Source organism: Massilia sp. CT11-137 (assembly GCF_047302885.1).
In the GTDB taxonomy this organism is placed as follows: Bacteria; Pseudomonadota; Gammaproteobacteria; order Burkholderiales; family Burkholderiaceae_D; genus Telluria; species Telluria orientalis.
Genome location: NZ_JBKYMP010000001.1, coordinates 2,582,947 through 2,607,059 on the forward strand (window position 1 = coordinate 2,582,947; position 24,113 = coordinate 2,607,059).

Here is a 24,113-nt window from a genome sequence, read left to right on the forward strand (position 1 = left end):
CTTCCCTTCTTAAACCATCAGTTGTCCACCATTGACTTCGATGACCTGGCCAGTGAGATAGCCGGACAGTTCTTTCGAAGCGAGAAACAGGTATGCGCCCACGCACTCTTCCGGGGTGCCGGCGCGCCCCATCGGGATCGTGCCGACCTGGGCCGACAGCAGGTCGGCGGGCGTGTAGCGGTCATGGAAGGCCGTCTGGATCACCCCGGGCGCGACGGCGTTGACGCGGATACCGTCGGCCACGAACTCCTTCGCATGCCCGCGCGTGAGATTGCTGACAAAACTCTTCGCTGCGGCATACAGGACCGCCCCCTGGCCGCCGCCGTTGCGCGCGGCAATCGACGTCGTGTTGATGATGAAGCCGCCGCCGGCCTGGCGCAGGTAGGGCACTGCCGTGATGCTGGCCTGCCACACCGAACGGGCGTTGAGATCGACGACCTGGTCGAAATGATCGGCCGTCGCCGCTTCCGTCGGGATGCGGCCGAGCATGTTGCCGGCATTGTTCACGATGCCGTCGAGGCCGCCGAGCAGGCGGGCGGCCTCGTGCACGACGCGCCCGGTGTCGGCCAGGTCGGCCAGGTCGCCGTGGACGACCACGGCACGGTCCGGTGCGCCGGCGGCGACGCGCTCGGCGCCGGCGCGGTTGGCGCCGTAGTGGATCGCCACACGGGCGCCTTGCCCGAGGAACCCGAGCGCAACCGCTGCGCCGATGCCGGCCGAGGCCCCCGTGACGAGGATGCGCTTGCCGGCAAGGTCCGGGATGTTGAGTTCGCTGCGAGATGACATGGGCATGGGGATGGTCGCGAGTTGTCGAGCCATCTTTATACCGCTCAGCCTTGCCGCAGTGCTATTATTCAAAGATGAGCCGCATTCATCGCGGCGATGATTCTCTCTCAACCATGTCCCTGATCGATCGCGTCGATTTCGCCGACCTGCGCCTGTTCCTCGCCATCGTGCGCACGCGCAGCTTCAAGGCGGCCGCGATCCAGCTGGGCCTGTCGCCCTCGGCGGCCAGCCACGCCATGCGCCGGCTGGAAGCGCGCCTCGCCGTGAAGCTGCTGAACCGTTCCGCGCGTTCCGTCACCCCGACCGACATCGGCCTCGAACTTGCAAAACGCCTGGAGGACGGCTTCGACGCGATCGGTGCGGCGCTCGGGCTCATCGACTCGGCCACGCCCGCGCATGGCGAACTGCGCATCAACGTGTTCGCGGACGCGGCCCATCTGCTGATCGAGCCGGCGATCGTGGCGTTCGCCCGTGTCTATCCCGACGTACGGCTGACCGTCGTCGTGGAAGACCGGCCCATCGATATCGTCGAGGAAGGCTACGATGCCGGCGTCCGGTATGGGGATTACGTTCCGGAAGACATGGTCGCCGTGCCCCTGAGCGGCCCCCAGCGCTGGGTCGTGGCGGCGGCCCCGGCGTATCTGGCCAACTACGGCGAGCCGGCGCATCCCGACGACCTGGCGCGGCACCGGTGCCTGCAACTGCTGCTCGGTGATAACTCGGCCTACAAGTGGGAATTCGACGTCGACGGCGAACGGCGCCGGATCCGTGTGCCGGGACCGGTCACGATCAACGATACGGCCACGACGATCGCCGTGGCGAAATCCGGCGCGGGCCTGGCCTATCTTCTCGAATCCAGGATCGCGGGCGAACTGGCCGAGGGCAGCCTGCGCATCGTGCTGGATGCGTTCGCCGCGCGCGGCGAGCCTTTCCACATGTACTACAGCAGCCGGCGCCACAGCCATCCGGCGCTGCGCGCCCTGATCAACATCATCCGTGCCCGGCAATCCCTGCCGCCCGTCGGCTGAAAGCCCGCTGCCGCGCCTTGGGTGTATATTGCCGGGCGATCAGACAACTTTTTGGATCCCCGATGTCCCCGGCTTTACTTTTCTGCATCCTCATCGCGTATTTCGCCCTGCTGCTCGGCGTCGCCTGGGCCACGGGGCGGGGTGCCAACAACGACAGTTTTTTCATCGGTAACAAGAGCAGCAACTGGATGCTCGTCGCGTTCGGCATGGTCGGCACCACGCTGTCCGGCGCCACCTTCATCAGCGTGCCGGGCGCCGTCGGGGCCGACGGCTTCGGCTATGCGCAAATCCTCATCGGCTACGTGGTCGGCTACATCGCCGTCGTTGTCCTGCTGCTGCCGCTGTACTACCGCCTCCGCTTGACCTCGATCTACCACTACCTCGACGTGCGCCTCGGCCGGCGCGCCTACCAGAGCGGCGCCGGGTTCTTCATCCTGTCGCGCCTGTTCGGCGCCACGGCACGGCTGTACCTCGTCGTCGCCGTCCTGCAGACGATCATCCTCGACAGCCTCGGCATCCCGTTCTGGCTGACGACCTTCGTCATCCTCGGCATGATCCTGCTGTACACCTATCAGGGCGGCGTGAAGACCATCGTCTGGACCGATACGCTGCAGACCACGTGCATGCTGGCCGGCCTGTTCGCCTGCGTCGCGTTCATGCTGGGCCAGCTCGACCTGACGATCCCCGAGGCGCTGCGGCAGATGCAGGACAGGGGCCTCGCGCGCGTGTTCACGCACGACCCGGACAGCCCCGGCTACTGGCTCAAGCAGATCGTGGCCGGCGTCTTCATCGTGTTGACGATGACGGGCATGGACCAGGAAATGATGCAGAAGACGATCTCCGTGAAGACCTTGCGGGATTCGCAGAAGAACCTCTTGAGCCTGACCGCCGTGCTGGTCGTCGTGCTGTGCGCCTTCCTGTTCCTCGGCGGGCTGCTGTACCTGTACGCGCCCATCGCCGGCGTCACCGCGACGGGCGACAGGATCTTCCCGGCCGTCGTCATGGGCCACCTGCCCGCCGCGGTGCAGATCATCTTCCTGATCGCGCTGATCTCGGCGCTGTTCCCCAGCGCCGACGGCGCCATCACGGCGCTGACGTCCACGTTCTGCATCGACATCCTCGGTATCAAGCGCCGCGCCGGCCTGACGGAACACCAGCGCATGCGCCTGCGCCGCCACGTGCACCTCGCGTTCGCCGCGCTGTTCCTGGCCATGGTGCTCGTGTTCAAATGGGTGGACAATCCCAGCATGATCGTCGTCATCCTGAAACTGGCCAGCTATACATACGGACCCTTGCTCGGTCTGTTCGCCTTCGGCATGATGACGACGCGGACGCTGCACGACCGCCTCGTGCCCGTGGTGACCATCGGCGCGCCGATCGTGTGCGCGCTGCTGGAGTATTACCAGCATGCGCTGCTGGGCAGTTACCGCCTCGGCCTCGAACTGCTGATCGTGAACGGCGCCCTCGTATTCGCCGGCCTGTTCGCGATCTCGCGCCGCGCCGAGCCGTCCGCACTGACCGAACCGAATCTCAACTAGCCGGAGCACTAATGTCATTCAAGCCTTTCTCCTCCCTGGGTCGCGGCGTCAAGGCGCTGTGGCGCGGCCTCGACGCCACCCGCCGCTTCGTGCTGAACCTCATCTTCCTGGTCATCCTGATCGCCTTCGTCTGGGCCCTGTTCGGCGGCGGCCTCAAGCCACTGGCGCCCAAGACGGCGCTCGTGCTCGACCTGAAGGGCGAACTGGTCGAGGCGCGCGCCGGCAGCGTGCGCGATTCCGTCGTCGCCGGCCTGTCGGGCAACGGCCGCCGCCTCGTGCGCCTGCCGGACGTGCTGAAGGCGCTGGACGGCGCCGCGAAGGACAGCAACGTGAGCGAAGTCCTCGTGCTGCTGGACGAGCTGGATGGCGGCGGCCTCGCGTCCGTGCGCGAGATCGGCGCCGGCATCGAGCGCGTGAAGGCGGCCGGCAAGCGCGTGGTCGTCTGGGGCGGCAACTTCGACCAGAAGCGCTACCTGATCGCCGCGCATGCCAGCGAGATCTACCTGCATCCGATGGGCATGGTGCTGATCGAAGGTTTCGGCCGCCACCGCAATTACTACCGCGACGCGCTGGACAAGGTCGGCGTCACCGTCAACCTGATGAAGGTCGGTACGTATAAAAGCTTCGCGGAGCCGTTCATCGGCAACGGCCCGTCGCCGGCCGCGCAGGAGGCGGACGCGTTCCTGTACAACGGCCTGTGGACCGCGTACACGGACGAAGTCGAGAAGGCGCGCAAGCTGCCGGCGGGGTCGATCGCGAAAGGCATCGACGAGCTGCCGCAGCGCCTGCAGGCGGCCAACGGCAACGCGGCCAGGGTGGCGCTGGACTGGAAGCTGATCGACGGCGTCAAGACCCGCGACGAAGTGCGCGACATGTTCATCAAGCGCGGTGCGTACGACGACCGCATCAAGAGCTTCCGCCAGGTGAGCTTCGGCGACTACGTGGCGCGCCATCCGGAGAAGCCGTTCGGCGACGCGGTCGCCGTCGTCGTCGCGGCCGGCGACATCACGGAAGGCACGGGCGGTCCCGGCATGGTCGGCGGCATCTCCACGGCGAACCTGATCCGCAGCGTGCGCGACGATTCGTCGGTGAAGGCCGTCGTCCTGCGCGTCAATTCGCCGGGCGGCAGCGCCTACGGTTCGGAACTGATCCGGCGCGAGCTGGAACTGACGCGCGCGGCCGGCAAGCCGGTCGTCGTGTCGATGGGCGACGTGGCCGCGTCGGGCGGCTACTGGATCTCGATGGCGGCCGACGAAGTCATCGCCGACCCGTCCACCGTCACCGGCTCGATCGGCGTGTTCGCCATCCTGCCGACCGCGGACAAGGTCGTCGACAAACTGGGCATCCACACGGCCGGCGTGACGACCACGTGGCTCGCGGACGCCTACAACCCGCTGCGCCCCCTCGATCCGCGCTTCGGCCAGCTGATCCAGTCCGCCATCAACCACGTGTACGACGAGTTCACGACCAAGGCCGCCCTTGCGCGCAAGACGACGCCGGCCAAGATCGACGAAGTGGGCCAGGGCCGCGTGTGGACGGGCACGCAGGCCAAGGAACGCGGCCTCGTCGACCGCCTGGGCAGCTACGGCGACGCGCTGCGCTCGGCCGCCAAGCGCGCGAAGCTGGGCGACGATTTCCGCGTCACCTATGCCGAGCAGCCGACCACGCTGGCCGAGCGCGTGCTGGAACGCATGGGCCTGTCGGACGCGCAGATCCTGAACGTGCAAGTGAAGCTGGGCCTGCTGCCGGTCGACCTCGGCGCGGCCGCGCTGAGCGGCAACGCGACGGCGGGCATCGCCAGGGACCTCGGCTGGCTGTCGGCCGTCGCCGACCGCAAACTGCCGTTCGCGGCCGTCACGCACTGCCTGTGCGGGGTGCCCTGAACCTTTCCGGAGCGTTAATCTTTGTAACAGCGTGTAGTCAAGCAACCATACGTTGCAACACGGGCGCGGGAATCTTCCCGCGCCCGTTTTGTTTGGATCTCCCCGCATGTAGGCGGCTTCTGTGTAAAGCCGTGTAAAGATGCAACTTCCTGTGCCTGGAGAGAGGATACGCTCACCGTACGTTACGAAACATAAGGCAATGCCAGGCCGTGCTACATTTCAAAGGAACATTTATTGTGCTTTTGAACACTCGGCCACCAGGGATCAGAATGGATTCGACCGTCACACCCGACAAGAATAAAACCCCGACCCAACCCAAGCGCTCGCGCCGCACCCGCATCATCGGGACCCTCATCGCCATCGTCGCGATGGGCGGCCTGGGCTGGCTGGCCTGGCACCTCGTGCACCAGCAGCCGCAGGGCGCGCCCGGCGGCGCCGGCAGGCAGGGCGCGGGCGGACCCGGAGCGGGCCGCGGTGGTCCGGGCGGCGGGCGCGGCATGCCGGCCACGACGGTCGGTGTCGGCAAGGCCGAGCGCGCCGACATCCCGATCGTGCTGGACGCCCTCGGCACCGTGACCCCGGCCGCCGTCGCGACCGTGCGGCCCCAGGTCGGCGGCGTGCTGCAGAAGATCCTGTTCACGGAAGGCCAGCTCGTCAAGCAGGGCCAGGTGCTGGCGACCATCGACCCGCGCCCGTCCCAGATGGCGCTGCTGCAGGCGACGGGCCAGCGCCAGCGCGACGAGGCCCAGCTCGAATCGGCCAAGGTTCTGCTGTCCCGCTACCAGACCCTGCTCCAGCAGGACTCGATCGCGCGCCAGGACGTCGACACGCAGGCGGCCCTCGTGAAACAGCTGCAGGGCGCCGTGACGACCGACAAGGCGGCCGAAGGCATCGCCCGGATCAACCTCGGCTACACGCAGGTGCGCGCGCCGATCGCCGGCCGCGTGGGCCTGCGCACGGTGGACATCGGCAACCTGGTGGCCAGCAGCGACGCGAACGGCATCGCCGTCATCACCCAGCAATCGCCGATCGACGTCGAATTCGCCGTGCCGCAGGACCACCTGCCCGCGATCCAGGAGCGCATCAACGCGAACGCCACGCTGCCCGCGACGGCGCTGGACCGCACCCGCACGCGCGAGCTGGCGCAGGGCCGCTTCATGGCGCTGGACAACCAGGTCGACACCGCGACCGGCACGGTCAAGGCCAAGGCCCGCTTCGGCAACGAAGCGTCGAAACTGTTCCCCAACCAGTTCGTGAACGTGCGCCTGCAGGTGAACGTCATCAAGAACGCGATCACGGTGCCGGTGACGGCATTGCGCCACGGCGCCAACGGCGACTACGTCTACGTGCTGGATCCGCAGACCCGCACCGTCGCGCTGACGAACGTGAAGCGGGGCGAGGAAGACGCCGAGCGCGTTGAGATCACGAGCGGCTTGAAAGGCGGCGAGACCGTCATCACGGAAGGCGCCGACCGCCTGAAGGATGGCGCGAAGGTGACGCTGCCGGGCGAGCATCCGGCGCGCGGTGCCGGTGCCGGTGCCGGTGCCGGTGCCGCCGGCGCGAAGCAGGGCCAGGGCGGCCAGCACCGCCGCCGCCAACAGGAAGGGGCGGCGCAATGATGGCGTTTGCCAGGGCCCGTACCAATAGCACGTCGTTCCCGCGCAGGCGGGAACCCAAGTTCTGCTCGCGCCGCGTCGGCTCGACGAAATTGGGCCCCGGCCTTCGCCGGGGCGACGGTCTCGCGTGCGACGGTCTCGCGTGCAACGGAGATGTTCGATGAGTCCCTCCGCCCCCTTCATCCGCCGCCCCGTCGCGACGTCGCTGCTGATGCTGGCGATCGTGCTGGCGGGCCTCGTCGGCTATAAATTCCTGCCGCTGTCGGCGCTGCCGCAGGTCGACTTCCCGACCATCCAGGTGCAGACGCTGTACCCGGGCGCGAGTCCGGAAGTGATGGCGCGCACCGTGACGGCGCCGCTGGAACGCCAGTTCGGCCAGATGTCGGGCCTGGCGCGCATGAGTTCCAACAGCGCGGCCGGCGTCTCCGTGATCACCTTGCAGTTCACCCTGGGCCAGACGCTCGACGTGGCCGAGCAGGAAGTCCAGGCCGCGATCAATGCCGGCGGCTCGCTGCTGCCGACCGACCTGCCGGCGCCGCCGGTCTACGCCAAGGTCAACCCGGCCGACGCGCCCGTGCTGACGCTCGCCATCACGTCCGATTCGATGCCGCTGACGGAGGTGCAGAACCTCGTCAACACGCGCCTCGCGCTGAAGATCAGCCAGGTGACGGGCGTGGGCCTCGTCACCCTGCAGGGCGGCCAGCGTCCGGCCGTGCGTATCCAGGCCAACACCGAGGCGCTCGCCGCCAACGGCCTCGGCCTCGACACGCTGCGCACCGCGATCACGAACGCGAACGCCAACAGCGCCAAGGGCAGCTTCGACGGCCCGCTGCGCGCCTACACCATCAACGCCAACGACCAGCTGGTGACGGTGCCCGACTACACGAACCTGATCGTCGCGTACAAGAACGGCGCGCCGGTGCGCCTGGGCGACGTGGCGAAGGTCGTCGACAGCGCGGAAAACGTCAAGCTCGGCGCATGGGCGAACATGAAGCCCGCGATCATCCTGAACGTGCAGCGCCAGCCGGGCGCCAACGTGATCGCCACCGTGGACGCCATCAAGCAGCGCCTGCCCGAGCTGCAGGCCAGCCTGCCGCAGAGCATCCACATGGACGTGCTGTCGGACCGCACGAACGGCATCCGCGCCTCCGTCGAACACGTGCAGATCGAGCTCGTGCTGGCCGTCGTCCTCGTCGTGCTCGTGATCTTCGCCTTCCTGCACAGCATCCGCGCCACCGTGATCGCCAGCCTCGCCGTGCCCATCTCGCTGGTCGGCACGTTCGGCATCATGTACCTGCTCGGGTACAGCCTGAACAACCTGTCATTGATGGCGCTGACGATCGCAACGGGCTTCGTCGTCGACGACGCCATCGTCATGATCGAGAACATCTCGCGCTACATCGAGGAAGGCGAGAGGCCGATGGACGCCGCGCTGAAGGGCGCCACGCAGATCGGCTTCACCATCATCTCGCTGACCGTGTCGCTGATCGCCGTGCTGATCCCGCTGCTGTTCATGGGCGACGTCGTGGGCCGGCTGTTCCGCGAATTCGCCGTGTCGCTGGCGATCACGATCCTGATCTCGGCCGTCGTATCGCTGACGCTCGTGCCGATGATGTCGGCCCGCTGGCTCAAGCAGCACGACAAGTCGCACGAAACCCCATTCGCCCGCAAGTTCCAGTCGTTCTTCGACTGGACCGTCGGCCACTACAACCACGGCCTGAACTGGGTCCTCGCACGCCAGGGCCTGACCCTGCTCGTCGCGCTGGGCACGCTCGTGCTGACGGCGATCCTGTGGACGTTCATCCCGAAAAGCCTGTTCCCCACGCAGGACACGGGCCAGCTGCAGGCGCGCGTGGAAGCGCGCCAGGCGATCTCGTACAGTTCGATGGCCGGGATGCAGCAGGCCGCCGCGCGCGAGATCCTGGCCGACCCGGACGTCGAATCGCTCGCGTCGACCGTGGGCGTGGATGCCGCCAACAACACGATGCTCCACACGGGCACGATGCTGATCAACCTGAAGGCGAAGCACGGCGACCAGCAGGACATCATGGAGCGCCTGCGCCGCCGCGTGGCGCAGAACGTCGCCGGCGTCACGCTGTACCTGCAGCCGACCCAGGATCTCACCATCGACGCCGAGACGGGCCCGACCCAGTACCGCCTGTCGATCGAAGGCGCGGACACGAAGACGGTGACGGAGTGGGCGCACAGGATGGTGGCGGCGATGGCGCGCCGCAAGGAGCTGGCGAACGTCGTCACGGACGCCGGTGCCCTGGGTGCGGCCGCCTACGTCAACATCGATCGCGACAGCGCGTCGCGCCTGTCCGTGACGGCATCGAACGTCGACGACGCGTTGTACAGCGCGTTCGGCCAGCGCATCGTGTCGACTATCTTCACGGAGACGAACCAGTACCGCGTGATCCTGGAAGCGCAGCAGGACGACAAGATGTCGCTCGACGCGCTGTCGGACCTGCAGCTGCGCACGGGCTCCGGCGCGCCGACGCCGCTGTCCGCGATCGCCTCCATCACGGAGCAGGCCGCGCCGCTGCAGATCACGCACGTGGCGCAGTACCCGGCGACGACCATCGGCTTCGACACCGCGTCCGGCATCAAGCTGGGCACCGCCGTCGCCGCGATCAAGGAAGTCGCGCAGGAGATCGGCCTGCCGGGCTCCGTGACCATGACGTTCCTCGGCGCGTCCGGCGCGTACCAGGCGTCGCTGTCGAACCAGCTGTGGCTGATCCTCGCGGCCGTCGTCTGCGTGTACATCGTGCTTGGCGTGCTGTACGAGAGCTACATCCACCCGCTGACGATCCTCTCCACCTTGCCGTCGGCCGGCGTCGGCGCGCTGCTGGCGCTGGGGATCACCGGGCAGGGTCTCGGCGTCATCGGCATCATCGGCATCATCCTGCTCATCGGCATCGTGAAGAAGAACGCGATCATGATGATCGACTTCGCCATCGAGGCCGAGCGCGACGAGGGCAAGGACCCGCGGACGGCGATCCACCAGGCCGCGATGCTGCGCTTCCGTCCGATCATCATGACGACGCTGGCCGCGCTGTTCGCCGCCATCCCGCTGATGTTCGGCTGGGGCGAGGGCGCCGAGCTGCGCCGGCCGCTGGGCCTCGCGATCTTCGGCGGCCTGATCGTCAGCCAGCTGCTCACGCTGTTCACGACGCCCGTCATCTATCTCGCGTTCGACCGCCTCGCGCGGCGCTGGAGCGGCGCGGAACCCGCTAAACCAGGCGGCGCGGCGAAACCCGGCGGAGCGGGCGCATGAGTCTCTCGCAGCCGTTCATCAAGCGGCCCATCGCGACGGTACTGCTGACCATCGGCATCGCGCTGGCGGGCATCGGCGCGTTCTTCGTGCTGCCCGTGTCGCCGCTGCCGCAGGTCGACTTCCCGGCGATCTCCGTGTCGGCCAACCTGCCGGGCGGCAGTCCGGACACGATGGCGACGTCGGTCGCCACGCCGCTGGAACGGCGGCTGGGCGTGATCGCGGGCGTCAACGAGATGACGTCCAGCAGCGGCAACGGCTCCACCCGCATCAACCTGCAGTTCGACCTCACGCGCCAGATCGACTCCGCCGCGCGCGAAGTGCAGGCCGCGATCAATGCGGCGCGCGCCGACCTGCCGGCCACCCTGCGCAGCAATCCGACGTACCGCAAGGCCAACCCGTCCGACGCGCCCGTGATCATCCTGGCGCTGACGTCGAAGACGCGTTCGCCCGGCCAGATCTACGACGACGTGTCGAACGTCGTGCAGCAAAAGCTCGCGCAGGTGAAGGGCGTGGGCGACGTGGAGATCGGCGGCGGCTCGCTGCCGGCCGTGCGCGTCGACCTGAACCCGTACCAGCTGAACCAGTACGGCCTGTCGACCGAGGACGTGCGCGCGGCCATCCAGGCGACGAACGCCAACCGGCCGAAGGGCGCGCTGGAAGGGCAGGGCATGCGCCTGCAGATCTATTCGCAGGCGAACACGCCGACCAATGGCCGCACGGCGGCCGACTACAAGGGCCTCGTCGTCGCATGGCGCAACGGTTCCGCCATCCGGCTGCAGGACGTCGCCACCGTGTGGGACGGCGTCGAGAACATCAACACGCTGGGCCTGTTCAACGGCGAACCCGCCGTGATCGTGCTGGTGACGAGCCAGCCGGGCGCCAACGTCATCGAGACCGTGGACGGCGTGCGCGCGCTGCTGCCGCAGCTGCAGGCCCAGTTGCCGCAGGACGTGCGCATGCAGGTCGCGTCGGACCGCACCCATTCCATCCGCGCGTCGCTGCACGAGATCGAGATGACCCTCATGATCTCGATCCTGCTCGTCGTGCTCGTGGTCTCCGTGTTCCTGCGCAGCGTCCGCGCGACCGTCGTGCCGGCCGTGGCGACCGTCGTCTCGCTGCTGGGCACCTTCGGCGTGATGTACCTGCTGGGCTTCTCCCTGAACAACCTATCGCTGATGGCGCTCACGGTGGCGACGGGATTCGTCGTCGACGACGCCATCGTCGTGCTGGAAAACACGAGCCGCCACGTGGAGCAGGGCATGGACCGCATGAAGGCGGCGCTGCTGGGCGCGCAGGAAGTGGGTTTTACCGTGCTGTCCATCAGCCTGTCGCTCGTGGCCGTGTTCATCCCGCTGCTGTTCATGGGCGGCCAGGTGGGCCGGCTGTTCCGCGAATTCGCCGTCACGCTGTCGGCCGCCGTGATGATCTCGCTCGTCATCTCGCTGACGACGACGCCGATGCTGTGCGCGATGCTGCTGAAACCGGGCCAGAAGCTGCACGACCACGCGGGCCGCAAGCAGGGCCGCCTCGCGCGCTGGGCCGAGCGGGCCTTCGACGGCGTGCTGAAGTCGTACGAGCACGCGCTCGACTGGGCGCTCGACATGAAGGCGCTCGTGATGCTGATCCTCGTGTTCGTCGTCGGCCTGAACGTGTACCTGTTCTCGGCCGCACCGAAAGGCTTCTTCCCGCAGCAGGACACGGGCCAGGTCAACGGCGGCCTGCGCGCGGACCAGAGCATCTCGTTCCAGGCCATGCAGGGCAAGCTGCGCCAGCTCGTGAACATCATCAAGAGCGATCCCGCGGTGGACACCGTCGTCGGCTTCACGGGCGGCTCGCGCGCGGGCGGCGGCTTCATGTTCCTGAACCTGAAACCGGCCGACGAGCGCGCCAAGGGCGAGAGCGGCCAGGCGGTGATCGCGCGCCTGCGTCCGAAGCTCGCGCAGGTGACGGGCGTACAGCTGTTCCTGAACCCCGTGCAGGACCTGCGCATGGGCGGGCGCCAGTCCAACTCCACGTACCAGTACACCCTGAAGAGCGACAACCGCGCCGACCTGAAAACGTGGGCGACGAAGCTGGCGGACGCGATGAAGGGGCAGAAGGCGCTGACCGACGTCGACACCGACCAGGCGGACAACGGCGTCGAGACCTATGTCGACATCGACAAGCAGACGGCCGCGCGCCTCGGCATCAGCGCGAAGGACATCGACAACGCGCTGTACGACGCGTTCGGCCAGCGCCAGGTCGCCAACATCTACGACGAGTTGAACCAGTACCACGTGATCATGGGCGTTGCGCAGCAGTACGCGCGCTCGCCGGCCGCGCTGGACGACGTGTACGTGCCGGCCAAGAACGCGCCCACGACCGCCGCCGGCACGCCCGCCGCGCCCGCGAACCTGACGGCCGCGCGCGATCCGTCCGGCGGCTCGGCCCTGTCGTCGAGTGCCACGACGATGGTGCCGCTGTCCGCCATCGCGCATTTTGCCGAGCGCTCGACGCCGAGCTCCGTCAACCACCAGGACGGCGAGCTGGCGACGACGATCTCGTTCAACCTCGCGGAGGGCTTCTCGCTGTCGGAAGCGCAGCAGGCGGTGAAGCAGGCGGAGGCCGACATCGGCATGCCGACCAACGTGCGCGGCAGCTTCCAGGGCCAGGCCAAGCAGGCGCAGGAATCGAACCAGCAGCAGCCGCTGCTGATCCTCGCCGCCATCGTCGTCATCTACATCGTCCTCGGCATCCTGTACGAAAGCCTCGTGCATCCGGTCACGGTGCTGTCGACGTTGCCGTCGGCCGGCGTGGGCGCCGTGCTGGCGCTGCTGCTGTTCCACATGGAGTTTTCCATCATCGCGCTGATCGGCGTGTTCCTCCTGATCGGCATCGTGAAGAAGAACGCGATTTTGATCATCGACTTCGCGCTGGAAGCGGAGCGCGCGCGCGGCCTGTCGGCCACTGACGCCGTGCGCGAGGCGTGCCTGCTGCGCTTCCGTCCGATCCTGATGACGACCCTGGCCGCGGCGCTGGGCGCGCTGCCGCTGGCGATCGGCTTCGGCGAAGGCTCCGAGCTGCGCCAGCCGCTGGGTATCGCCATCATCGGCGGCCTGGTCGCGAGCCAGCTCCTGACGCTGCTGACCACGCCCGTCGTCTACGTCTACCTCGACAAGCTCCGCCGCCGCAACGCGGACGAGCACCATCTGGTCCGCCATCCGCTGGAGGACCAGCCCACGATTTCCCAGCCATGAACCGAACCATGCGATTTACCACGACCATTCGTCCGCTGATCTCCGCCTTGCTCGCCGCCGCCGTGCTGTCCGGCTGCGCGCTCGCGCCCACGTACGAGCGCCCGGCGACGCCGCAGCCGGCAGCGTTCAAGGAGCTGCAAGGTTGGGCGCCCGCCGCACCGGCAGATGCGCTCGACCGCGGTCCATGGTGGACCCTGTTCAACGACCCCGTGCTCGATGGCCTCGTGCGCCAGGTCGAGGTCAGCAACCAGAACGTGGCGGCGGCCGTCGCCGCGTACAGCCAGGCGCGCGCGCTCGTCGCGCAGCAGCGCGCGTCGCTGTTCCCGACCGTGACCTTGACCGGCGGCGCGAACCGCAACGGCAGCGGCGGGGGCAGCGGGTCGAACGACAACAACAGCAACGGCCGCACCTCGAACAGCTTCCGCCTGAACATCGGCTCGAGCTGGGAGCCGGACGTGTGGGGGCGCCTGCGCGCGGGCGTCTCGGCGGCGCAGGCCAATGCCCAGGCCAGCGCGGCCGACCTGGCGTCGGCACGCCTGTCCGCGCAGGGCGAACTGGCGGCCGACTATTTTTCGCTGCGCTCCGTCGACGCCCAGCGCGCGCTGCTGGCCACCACCATCGAAGGCTACCAGCGCGTGCTGAAGATCACGCAGAACCGCTTCGACGTGGGCATCGTGCCGCACTCGGACGTCTACCAGGCCCAGACCCAGCTCGCCAGCGCGCAGAGCGACGACCTGACGCTGGCCCGCCAGCGCGCGCAGCTGGAGCACGCGATCGCGGTCCTCGTCGGCAAGGCGCCGGCCGACTTCGCGCTGGCGCCGGCGCCGTGGAGCGTAACCGTGCCGGACGTGCCGGTCGGCGTGCCGTCCACCTTGCTGGAGCGCCGCCCCGACATCGCCGCGTCCGAACGCGCCGTGGCCGCGGCCAACGCGCAGATCGGCATCGTGCGCGCCGCCTACTTCCCGCAGATCGGCCTGACGGCATCGTACGGCCCGTCCGCCAGCGCCATCGGCGACCTGTTCAAGGCATCGAGCATGGCGTGGGCACTGGGCCTGTCGGCCACCGAGACGATCTTCAACGGCGGCGCCAACCGCGCGGCGGTGCAGGGCGCCGACGCGGCGCGCGAGCAGGCCGTCGCGCGCTACCGCCAGACGGTGCTGGACGCCTTCGCCGACGTCGAGGACCAGTTGAACGCCACGCGCGTGCTGGCGCAGCAGCAGGAGCTGCAGCGCCAGGCATCGGAAGCGGCGGACAAGGTCGAGGAGCAGGTGCTGAACCGCTACAAGGCCGGCCAGGTGAGTTATTCGGAAGTGGTGCAGGCCCAGGTGACGGCGCTGAACGCGCGCCGCGCGCTCGTGCAGACGCAGGGCAACCGGCAGACGACGGCCGTGGCGCTGATCCAGTCGCTGGGCGGCGGCTGGCACGCGGACCAGCTCACCGCGCAGGAGTAACCATGCCTGCATGGAGCGCGCTGTATCTGGCGGGCGACGTGGCGCTGTCGGCCTGGATGCTGCGCCACGACTTCCGCCGCCGCGGCCGCGCGGCCGTCGTCGCGACGGCCGAACTGCTGGGCAGCGTGAGCCTCGCGCTGCCGGCGCTCGCTTATCTGGATGAGGACTTCGCCGCACTGTTGAACGAGTCGGCGCTGTGGACGCTGTTCGCGCTCGGGATGGTGGCGCTGGCAAGCTTCAGCTGGCGCGATATCCGCGCGAGCCTGCACGATCCGCGCACGGCCTGGCTGCCGCCGCGCCGGCGCTGGCTCATCACGGCGCTGGGCCCCGGCATGATGCTCGCCGCCGCGCTCCCCGAAGTGTGGTGGGGCGGCCTGGCGCTGGCCAAATAAAACCGGGGTCAGAGCCCGGATTTTGGCAACAACCTAAAAGACATTTCCAATAATCGGGCTCTGACCCTGGTGTTAACGTTGTTCGCGGCCCCACTTCTGGGCGAGGACCGCGCAGACCATCAGCTGGATCTGGTGGAACAGCATCACGGGCAGGATGACCATGCCCAGCGCGCTCGGCGCGAACAGCACCTTGGCCATCGGCACGCCGCTGGCGAGACTTTTTTTCGAGCCGCAGAACACGATGGTGATCTCGTCCTCGCGGCTGAAGCCCAGGCGCCGGCTCGTCCACGTGGCCAAGCCCAGCGCGATCGCCAGCATCACGCAGCTGATGACGACGAGCGCAACGAGCGATTCCCCCGACAGCTTGTGCCACAGGCCTTCGTTGACGGATTCGGAAAACGCCGTGTAGACCACCAGCAGGATCGAGCCCTGGTCGACGATCTTCAGCATCGGCTTGTGGCTGTCCACCCATTTGCCGATCCACGGACGCAGGAATTGCCCGGCCAGGAAAGGCAGCAGCAGCTGTTCGACGATGGTGATCACCGCGTCCAGCGACGAGCCGCCGGCCGCGCCCTGCACGATCAGCGTCGACACGAGCAGCGGCGTGACGAAGATGCCGACGAAGTTCGACGCCGACGCGCTGCACACGGCCGCCGCCACGTTCCCGCGCGCCATCGACGTGAACGCGATCGACGACTGCACGGTGGAGGGCAGGGTGCACAGGAACAGGATGCCCACGTACAGCTCGGGCGTGACGACGCTGCCCGCCAGCGGCTTCATGGCGAGACCCAGCAGCGGGAACATGACGAAGGTCGACGCAAGCACCAGCAGGTGTAGGCGCCAGTGCGTCATGCCGGCGACGATCGCTTCGCGCGACAGCTTTGCGCCGTGCAGGAAGAACAACAAGCCGATGGCGACGGTGGTGACCTTGCCGAGGACGACGGCGGTCTCGCCCGCGCACGGCAGCACGCTCGCGAGCGCGACGGTGCACAGCAGCAGGATGGTGAAGGTGTCGATCGACAGGCGGCGGAGGAGGGCGGAAACGGGGGCGAGAAGGCTGGACATGATGATGGTCGGCGAGTAGCTCCGGACAGCGCCGGACCCGCCATTCTATCTGCATCTGCTGGCCTCCGCTCAAGCGCGTGATTCTTTGCGTGGCAAGCATTCCACCCCGTTGACCCGCCGCGCGCAGCCCGTCAATACTGATGTGCAAACCCGGGTGCGTACATATTTGACAATCGAGACTGACGTCCCGACAAACCGACAAACAGGAGACAGACGATGCACATGTTCATGCGCAGGACCGCCTTCGCCTCAACGTTATGCCTGCTGGCCGCAGGCTGCAGCGACAACAACACGGCAAGCGCCGGCGCCACCAGGACGCTGGCGACCGTCGCCACGGCATCCGCGTTCGGCCTCACGCAGGATGCCAATTTCTACACGATCGACACGGGCGCGGGCCTCGTCTTCAAGGTGCGGCGCCTGGACAACGGCGTCAGCACGCAGTCGGCCGGCGACATCGCCTCGCTGGTCTACAACGGCGTCGAGTACCAGGACCAGGGCCGCGGCACGCAGGTCAATTCTGGCTTCGACTACCTGTACAAGGGCATCTCCGCGGTGGACGTGAACGCGCAGACGATCGGCAGCGACGTCGTCAAGGTGACCGTGCAGGCTGGCGGCCTCACGCACTACTACATCGCGCGCCGCGGCGAGGCGAAGATCTACATGGGGACGTACTTCACGAGCGAGCCCGATACGCTGAACCTCGCGCGCTTCATCGTGCGCGTGCCGATCGCGCGGCTGCCCAACGGCCCGGCGCCGTCCGACCTGCGCGGCACCAGCGGGGCGATCGAAGCGAGCGACGTCTTCGGCATGCCGAACGGCGAGACGCGCTCCAAGCACTACTCGAACATGCGCCTGAAGGACTGGCAATTCATCGGCGCGACGGGGACCAACGTCGGCCTGTGGATCGTCCGCGACAACAACGAGGGCAATTCGGGCGGCCCGTTCTACCGCAGCCTGCTGAACCAGGCCACGGCCACGAACCAGGAGATCACCTACATCATCAACTACGGCGAGGGCCAGACGGAGCCGCTGCGCACGAAAGTCCTCAACACGTACACGATGGTGTTCAACGACGGCGCCGCGCCGGCACCGGTGGACACGTCCTGGCTCGGCACCCTCGGCCTCACGGGCTGGGTGGGGCCGGAAGCACGCGGTGCCGTGAGCGGGGCGGCCATCACGGGCCGCGATCCGCGCTTCGCCTACACGGTCGGCTTCGCGAATGCGACGGCCCAGTACTGGACGGCGGCCGATGCCACGGACGGCCATTTCGCCAGCACCGGCATGATCCCCGGGACCTATACGATGAAGGTCTACAAGAACGAGCTGGCGGTCGAGACGCGCACGGTGACGGTCGGCGCGGGCGCCACGACGGACGCGGGCACCGTCGCCGTGACGGGCGATCCGGGCAGCGCGGCCGCGCTCTGGCGCATCGGCGAGTGGGACGGCACGCCGGCGGAATTCATCAACGGCGGCAAGGTCACGACCATGCACCCGTCCGACGTGCGCATGGCGCCGTGGACGCCGGGCGATTACGTGGTCGGCACGTCGACACCGGCCACGGGCTTCCCCGCGTACCAGTGGAAGGACGTGAACGGCACGCTGACCGTGCGCTTCAACCTGCGCGCGAGCCAGATCGTGCCGCTGCGCCTGCGCGTCGGCATCACGGACGCCTTCGCGGGCGGACGGCCCAAGGCACAGGTCAACGGCTGGGTCTCGGCGAATCCGCCGGCGTCCACGCAGCCGTCGTCGCGCACGCTGACGGTCGGCACCTACCGCGGCAACAACACGATGTATACGTTCGACATCCCGGCCACCGAACTGGTCGTGGGCCAGAACGTGCTGACGCTGACGGCGATCAGCGGCTCCAGCGGCATCCGCTTCCTGAGCCCCGGCTACAGCTACGACGCGCTCGACCTGATTCCCACGCCATGATGGAGACGACCATGCATGTCAAGAACCGCCTGCTGTGTGCAGCCGCTCTAACCCTGGTCGCGCAATGCGCCGGCGCCGCCGTGCTGCAGACCCTCGGTGCCGGCACGGCCGTCGGCTCCGTCACCAACGCGGCGCACTTCGACCTGAACACGGCGCTCGCCAACGATTGGGTCGAGGACGGCCTGCTGTTCCACGCAAGCGGCTACGGCGCCAACAACGGCTGCGGCTATGCCGGTGTGGACTGTTATGACGCCGTCTCGGAACTGAGCCCCGCGTTCTCCGGCAACTACTTCGCCACGTCCGGCACGAACGCGTACATCAGCGTGCGCCGCGCGGACGGCGCGGATTTCTACCGGATCGAGTTCGCGGCCGGCAGCGGCTACCAGTCCCTGAACGGCTACTGGGCCACGTATGCGGATGGCCAGCGCACCGGCAGCGGCAACTTCAGTTCTCCGCGCGGCGCGGTCCTGGGACTCGTCGACGGGAACGGCTTCGACGAGGTGCGCTACTTCGCCTTCTCGACCGCGAACCGGCAGGCGGGCTACAGCGCGCCCGCGCTGGACGAGGTGCGCGTCGGCCTGCCGGAACCCGCGTCGCCGGCGTTGTGCGCGGCCGCGCTGGCGGGGATGGCGGCGGTGCGGCGACGCCGCAAACGTAAATACGCCTGATAGACGAAATTGCGGGATGTGGCGTCCGCACGACGCCGTTATGGGGTCTGTACATACTCTTCCTGGACGAATCCTGACAATTTTGTTTCCGAAACAAGACGGCCTGGCGATATACTCGTGGTTGCTTTTTTTCGCGAGGTTTGTCTTGTTCAAATCCGTCGTCCTTCCCGTCGCCCTGCTGGGGGCGAGCGCCGGTGCGCTCGCCGACGAGGGCCAGTGGCAGCCGCACCAGCTGCCGCAGCTGAAATCCGAGCTGAAACGCATCGGCATCACGATCCCGGCCGAGCGTCTCGCCGACCTGTCGAAACACCCGATGAGCGCCATCGTGGCGACGCCGGGCTGTTCGGCGTCGTTCGTGTCGCCGGACGGTCTCGTCGTCACGAACCACCACTGCGGCTACGGCGCGATCCAGCGCAATTCGACCCCGGAACACAATTACATCGCCAACGGCTTCCTCGCGAAGACGCGCGCGGAGGAACTGCCGGGCGGGCCGAACACGGTCGTCTACGTGACGGAGAAGGTCGAGAACGTGACGGACCGCGTCCTGAAGGGCCTCGGTGCCGGCGTGTCGGGCAAGGAGCGCCACGAGCAGGTCGCGGCGCGCATCAAGGCGCTGATCGCGGAGTGCGAGAGCGACAAGGCCTACCGCTGCGCGGTCCCCGCGTTCAACCGCGGCGGCGAGTACTACCGCATCAAGCAGCTGCTGATCCGCGACGTGCGCCTCGTCTACGCGCCCGCGAACAGCGTGGGCGACTTCGGCGGCGACATCGACAACTACGAATTCCCGCGCCACGTCGGCGACTTTTCCTTCCTGCGCGCGTACGTCGGCAAGGATGGCCGCCCGGCCGATCCGTCGCCGGACAACGTGCCCTATAAATCGAAGAGCTTCCTCGTCGTCTCGGCCGAAGGGCTGAAGGCGGGCGACCCGATCCTGCTGGCCGGCTACCCGGGCCGCACGAGCCGCTACAAGCTGCCGGCCGAGATCCGTTTCGCGCGCAACGTCGACTATCCGGCCAAGGTGGCATCGATCACGGCCGACCTGTCCGTGATCGCGGCCGCCACGATGGGCAACCCGGACTACACGGTGCGCTACGCAAGCGTGGCGAAGAGCCTGAACAACGTGCTGAAAAAGACGCGCGGCCTGCTGGACGGCTTCGCGCGCAAGGACATCGCTGCCATCAAGGATGCGCAGGACGCTCAATTCCGCACGTGGTACAAGCAGCACGGCACTGGACCGAAGAACCTGCTGGCCGAGCTCGACGCCGCCATCGCCGCCGACATGGCGACGACGCAGCAGGAGACCGCATGGGCGGAAGGCACGCACAGCGACCTGCTGAAGAGCGCGCGCACCTTGTACCGCCTGGCGCTGGAACACCAGAGGCCGGACGCGCAGCGCGAAGCGGGCTTCCAGGACCGCGACGTCTCGTTCATCAAGGCGCGCCTGGCCCGCCTCGAGCAATCGTTCGTGCCCAGCGTCGACCAGGCCCGCTGGCAGGCCGCGCTGGTCCGCTACGGCAAGATCGACACGAAGGTGCGGCCGCACGGGCTGGACGGGCTGCTGCCCGCGCAGAACGCGCTGGCGCCGCTGTACAAGGGCACGGAGCTGGGCGACACGGCAAAGCGCCTCGCGTGGATCGGCAAGGACGCGGACGCGTTCCGCAAATCGAGCGACCCGTTCATCCAGCTGGCCGTGCACCTGCACGACGCCGGCCTCGCGCTGGAAGAGCGCCGCAAGGAAGTCGACGGCAACCTGGAACGCGTCGTCCCGCTGTACATGGACGCCGTCGTGGCCTGGAAGAAGTCGCAGGGCAAGCCGGTCTACCCGGACGCGAACGGCACCTTGCGCGTGACCTACGGCACCGTGGCGCCGTACAGCCCGCGCGACGGCATCGTCAAGGGTCCGTTCACCACCGTCGAAGGCATCCTCGAGAAGCAGACGGGCAAGGCGCCGTTCGACGCGCCGAATTCGCTGCTGCAGGCAATCCGCGACAAGCGCTACGGCCAGTTCCGGGATCCGGCGCTGGGCACGGTGCCGGTGAACTTCCTGTCGAGCGCCGACACGACGGGCGGCAATTCCGGTTCCGCCGTGATGAACAAGCGCGGGGAACTGGTCGGCCTGAACTTCGATTCGACCTACGAGTCGATCACGAAGGACTGGTACTTCGATCCGGTGATCACGCGTGCGATCCACGTCGACATCCGCTACATGCTGTGGGTGATGAAGGAGGTCGACCATGCGGACAACCTGCTGAAGGAAATGACGATCAAGTATCCCAAGAGCTAACGGCGTGCATGGTGGGCACGGGGTGCCCACCCTACGATATCGATACGTTCGTAGGGCGGGCTCCCCCAGCCCACGCGAACGCGACGATATCGATATGTTCGTAGGGTGGGCTCCCCGAGCCCACGCGAACGCGACGATATCGATATGTTCGCAGGGTGGGCTCCCCGAGCCCACGCGAACGCATGCGTCAAGCGACCGGGAACCAGATGTCGAAGCGCGTCTCTCCCGGCGCCCCCGGCGCCAGCGAATACGTGCACCCGTGCCGCTGCAGCACCTCGCGCACGAACATCAACCCGATCCCCTGGCCGCCCTTTCTCGTCGTGAAGAACGGCGTGAACAGCGGCCGCGCCGGTCCGCTGGCCAGCAGGTCGCCGGAATCGACGACCGACAGCCGTACGCGCCGGCCTTCGTCCGCCATCTCCAGCCTGATCGCGCCGCTCGATTGACCGGCGGCCTCGATCGCTTCCATCGCATTCTTGACGATGTTCATGAGGGCCTGCTCGATCAGCTGCGCATCCAGCGCGAGCGGCGCGACGGCATCGCAGCGGTGCCAGCCCAGCGCGATGCCGCGGGTGCTGCATTGTTCGCGGTTCAGCCACAGGATGTCGTCGACGACGACTTTCAGATCCGTCGGGCGCGGTTCCGGCGGCGGCATCTTGACGACCTTCGTGAAGCGGTCGATGAATTCGCCGAGGCTCGCGTTGCGCCGCTTGACGGCGACGATGGCCGTCGCGAAGTCGCCCGCGTCCCGTTCGTGCAGCTGGCCGCGGTAGTACAGCAGCGAGTCGAGCACGGAGCCAGTGGCGGCCACCGTGTTGTTGACTTCATGCGCCAGCACGCGGATCAGGCGTGCGTAGGTCGCGCGCTCCGAGTCTTCCAGCTCCGCCGTCAGTTCCTCGACCATGATGAAGTGGCGCGCGAAGCCGCGGTCGTAGAACTGGCCGCGTTGCGCGCGGTAGCGGCGGCCGTCCGGGTCCGTCAGCAGGCGCGATTCGCCCAACGGCAGGGCATCCAGCTGCGCGGCGAGCTGGCGGCTCCGCGCCCGTCCGCGCGCGTCGAGGCGTTGCGCGAATCCGGCGGCGCCGTCGGCCCAGGCGGACAAGCGCTTGCCCTCGGGCCGGTCCAGGCCGAGCAGTTCGCCCGCGCTCGCGTTCACGAGGCTGATCGCGCCGTCGAAGTCGAACACGAGGACCGCGACCGGCGTCGCTTCCAGCAGGCGGTCGAGGAAGCCCCGCTGCTCGCCGATCGCAAGCCGTTCGCGGTGCAGCGCGGCGAGCATCGTGTTGAACGTGTCCACGAGGTCGTCCAGCTCGCGCGACACGGGGGCGGCCAGGCGGTTGGCGTAGTGCTGGTCCTGCAGCAGCTCATGGAAGCGGCGCGTGTAGCCGAGCGGTTCCAGTGCCTGGCGCACGAGCCGCCAGCCCAGTCCCAGGCTCGCGAGCAGCAGGCCTTCCGCGCCGACGAACAGCAACGGCCGCGCCGGCAGCAGCAGGGTGGCGCAGCCGAACAGCGGCACGTGCAGCGCCACGATGTAGACGCCGAGACGGGGCCGCAGCCGCATCATGCGGCGCCGTCCGCGCCGGCGAGGCCGTGGCGTTCCAGCCTGCGGTACAGCGCCGTGCGCGACAGGCCCAGGGCCTTCGCCACGCGCGAGATGTTGCCCGCGTGCTGGCGCAGCGCCTGTTCGATCATCAGGCGTTCGACCTGGTCCAGCGTCATGCCGTCGACGCCGAGCCGGCCGCCGGACACGCCTTCGTCGACGGCGCTCGTCGCCAGGAAGTCCGCCTGCGTGAGCACGTCCTTGGCGGCCAGGAGGAGGGTGCGTTCCAGCGTCTGCTTCAGCTGGCGGATGTTGCCGGGCCACGGCTGCGCCGCGAGCCAGTCCAGCGCCTGCGGGGCGAGGGCGACGGCTTGCAGGCCGTAGCTGTCGGCGACATGCTCCACGATATGGCGCGCCAGCAGCGGGATGTCGCCGCGCCGTTCGCGCAGCGGCGGCAGGCGGATCGTGATCAGGTTCAGGCGATAGAACAAATCTTCGCGGAAGTCTCCGGCGGCGACGAGCTCCGCCAGTTCGCGGTTGGTGGCCGAGATCACGCGCACGTCGGCCTGCTCCGCGCGGCTCGCGCCGACGGGCTGGTAGCGCTGGTCCTGCAGCACGCGCAGCAGCTTGACCTGGTCGCCGCGGTTCAGTTCTCCGATCTCGTCGAGGAACAGCGTGCCGCCGTCCGCGCTGGCGATATGGCCCTTGCGGTTGTCGCGCGCATCCGTGAACGCGCCGCGCACGTGGCCGAACATCTCGCTTTCGAACAGCGACGTCGTGATCGCGCCCATGTTGATCTTGACGATGGGCGCATCCCGGCGCGGGCTGTTGCGGTGGATGGCGTCGGCGATCAATTCCTTGCCGGTGCCGCTCTCGCCGAGGATCAGCACCGGCGCGCGCGTGGCCGCGACCTGCGCGATCGTCTCCAGCACTTTCAGCAGCTTCGGGTGCGCGCCGACGATGCCCGTGAAATCGTACCTCGCATCGAGCGCGGCGCGCGTGCGGCTGCTTGCTGCCGGCGGCGCGCCGAGATCCAGCGTCGCTTCGATCAGGTCGACCAGTTGCGCGTTGTCCCAGGGCTTGGTGAAAAAGTTCGCGGCGCCCGCCTTCACGCCGCGCACGGCCAGCGCGATCGAGCCCCACGCCGTCATCAGGAGCACGGGCAGGGACGGATGCGCGGCCTTGATGCGCGCGAGCAGGTCGAGACCTTCCTCGCCGCTCGTCTGCAGCGAGAAATTCATGTCCTGTAAAACGAGGTCGAATGGCGTTGCGTCGAGTTGGGCCAGCGCCTCGCGCGGCCCGTCCGCGCATGCCGCGTCGAAGCCGGCCTGCTTGAGGAGCAGGGCCAGCGAGACCTGGACGGCGTGGTCGTCGTCGACGACCAGTACGCGCCGCCTGCGTTGTGGTTCCATGGGTG

General features: G+C 68.0%; 15 protein-coding genes. 11 read left to right on the forward strand and 4 right to left on the reverse strand.

Annotation, left to right across the window (positions count from 1 at the left end):
* Window positions 1-9: 9 nt before the first annotated feature.
* Window positions 10-786, reverse strand: coding sequence for an SDR family NAD(P)-dependent oxidoreductase (locus ACEN98_RS11730; protein ID WP_413385978.1), 777 nt, complete (start codon window positions 784-786; stop codon window positions 10-12).
* 113 nt (window positions 787-899) lie between these two features.
* Between ACEN98_RS11730 and ACEN98_RS11735 the strand changes: the two genes are divergently transcribed.
* The 8 genes from ACEN98_RS11735 to ACEN98_RS11770 all read left to right on the forward strand — a co-directional run bounded on the left by ACEN98_RS11735 (window position 900) and on the right by ACEN98_RS11770 (window position 15,207).
* On the forward strand, window positions 900-1,814 hold the full coding sequence (locus ACEN98_RS11735) for a LysR family transcriptional regulator (RefSeq protein ID WP_413384488.1): 915 nt from the start codon (window positions 900-902) through the stop codon (window positions 1,812-1,814).
* 62 nt (window positions 1,815-1,876) lie between these two features.
* Window positions 1,877-3,352 carry a sodium:solute symporter gene (locus ACEN98_RS11740; RefSeq protein ID WP_413384489.1) on the forward strand — a complete coding sequence of 492 codons (1,476 nt, stop codon included), beginning with the start codon at window positions 1,877-1,879 and terminating at the stop codon, window positions 3,350-3,352.
* A gap of 11 nt (window positions 3,353-3,363) precedes the next feature.
* The gene (gene sppA / locus ACEN98_RS11745; protein WP_413384491.1) at window positions 3,364-5,235 is read left to right on the forward strand and encodes a signal peptide peptidase SppA; all 1,872 of its coding nucleotides are present in this window, start codon (window positions 3,364-3,366) and stop codon (window positions 5,233-5,235) included.
* A gap of 269 nt (window positions 5,236-5,504) precedes the next feature.
* Window positions 5,505-6,854 (forward strand): efflux RND transporter periplasmic adaptor subunit, encoded by a 1,350-nt coding sequence (locus ACEN98_RS11750; RefSeq protein WP_413384494.1) that lies wholly within the window; start codon window positions 5,505-5,507, stop codon window positions 6,852-6,854.
* 157 nt (window positions 6,855-7,011) lie between these two features.
* The gene (locus tag ACEN98_RS11755; protein WP_413384497.1) at window positions 7,012-10,128 is read left to right on the forward strand and encodes an efflux RND transporter permease subunit; all 3,117 of its coding nucleotides are present in this window, start codon (window positions 7,012-7,014) and stop codon (window positions 10,126-10,128) included.
* Entirely contained in the window at window positions 10,125-13,364 is a 3,240-nt protein-coding gene (locus ACEN98_RS11760; protein WP_413384499.1) for an efflux RND transporter permease subunit, read from the forward strand. Before ACEN98_RS11755 ends, ACEN98_RS11760 begins: the two co-directional genes overlap by 4 nt.
* A gap of 8 nt (window positions 13,365-13,372) precedes the next feature.
* The gene (locus ACEN98_RS11765) at window positions 13,373-14,815 is read left to right on the forward strand and encodes an efflux transporter outer membrane subunit (protein ID WP_413384502.1); all 1,443 of its coding nucleotides are present in this window, start codon (window positions 13,373-13,375) and stop codon (window positions 14,813-14,815) included.
* A gap of 2 nt (window positions 14,816-14,817) precedes the next feature.
* On the forward strand, window positions 14,818-15,207 hold the full coding sequence (locus ACEN98_RS11770) for a hypothetical protein (RefSeq protein ID WP_413384503.1): 390 nt from the start codon (window positions 14,818-14,820) through the stop codon (window positions 15,205-15,207).
* Between the two features lie 72 nt (window positions 15,208-15,279).
* Here the strand turns inward: ACEN98_RS11770 and ACEN98_RS11775 are convergent, their stop codons facing one another.
* On the reverse strand, window positions 15,280-16,272 hold the full coding sequence (locus ACEN98_RS11775; protein WP_413342604.1) for a bile acid:sodium symporter family protein: 993 nt from the start codon (window positions 16,270-16,272) through the stop codon (window positions 15,280-15,282).
* Between the two features lie 216 nt (window positions 16,273-16,488).
* On the opposite strand from ACEN98_RS11775, the gene ACEN98_RS11780 reads away from it, so the two are divergent.
* The 3 genes from ACEN98_RS11780 to ACEN98_RS11790 all read left to right on the forward strand — a co-directional run bounded on the left by ACEN98_RS11780 (window position 16,489) and on the right by ACEN98_RS11790 (window position 21,156).
* A complete protein-coding gene (locus ACEN98_RS11780) occupies window positions 16,489-18,204 on the forward strand; it encodes a rhamnogalacturonan lyase B N-terminal domain-containing protein (RefSeq protein WP_413384505.1) in 1,716 nt (571 codons plus the stop codon).
* An 11-nt stretch (window positions 18,205-18,215) separates the two neighbouring features.
* Window positions 18,216-18,872 (forward strand): hypothetical protein, encoded by a 657-nt coding sequence (locus ACEN98_RS11785; RefSeq protein WP_413384506.1) that lies wholly within the window; start codon window positions 18,216-18,218, stop codon window positions 18,870-18,872.
* 145 nt (window positions 18,873-19,017) lie between these two features.
* Window positions 19,018-21,156: a S46 family peptidase gene (locus ACEN98_RS11790; protein ID WP_413384508.1), complete on the forward strand. Its 2,139-nt coding sequence runs from the start codon at window positions 19,018-19,020 to the stop codon at window positions 21,154-21,156.
* Between the two features lie 187 nt (window positions 21,157-21,343).
* Here the strand turns inward: ACEN98_RS11790 and ACEN98_RS11795 are convergent, their stop codons facing one another.
* A complete protein-coding gene (locus ACEN98_RS11795; RefSeq protein WP_413384510.1) occupies window positions 21,344-22,720 on the reverse strand; it encodes a sensor histidine kinase in 1,377 nt (458 codons plus the stop codon).
* Window positions 22,717-24,108, reverse strand: a complete 1,392-nt coding sequence (locus ACEN98_RS11800) for a sigma-54-dependent transcriptional regulator (RefSeq protein ID WP_413384512.1) — start codon at window positions 24,106-24,108, stop codon at window positions 22,717-22,719. The genes ACEN98_RS11795 and ACEN98_RS11800 overlap by 4 nt, the downstream gene beginning before the upstream one ends.
* Window positions 24,109-24,113: the final 5 nt, after the last annotated feature.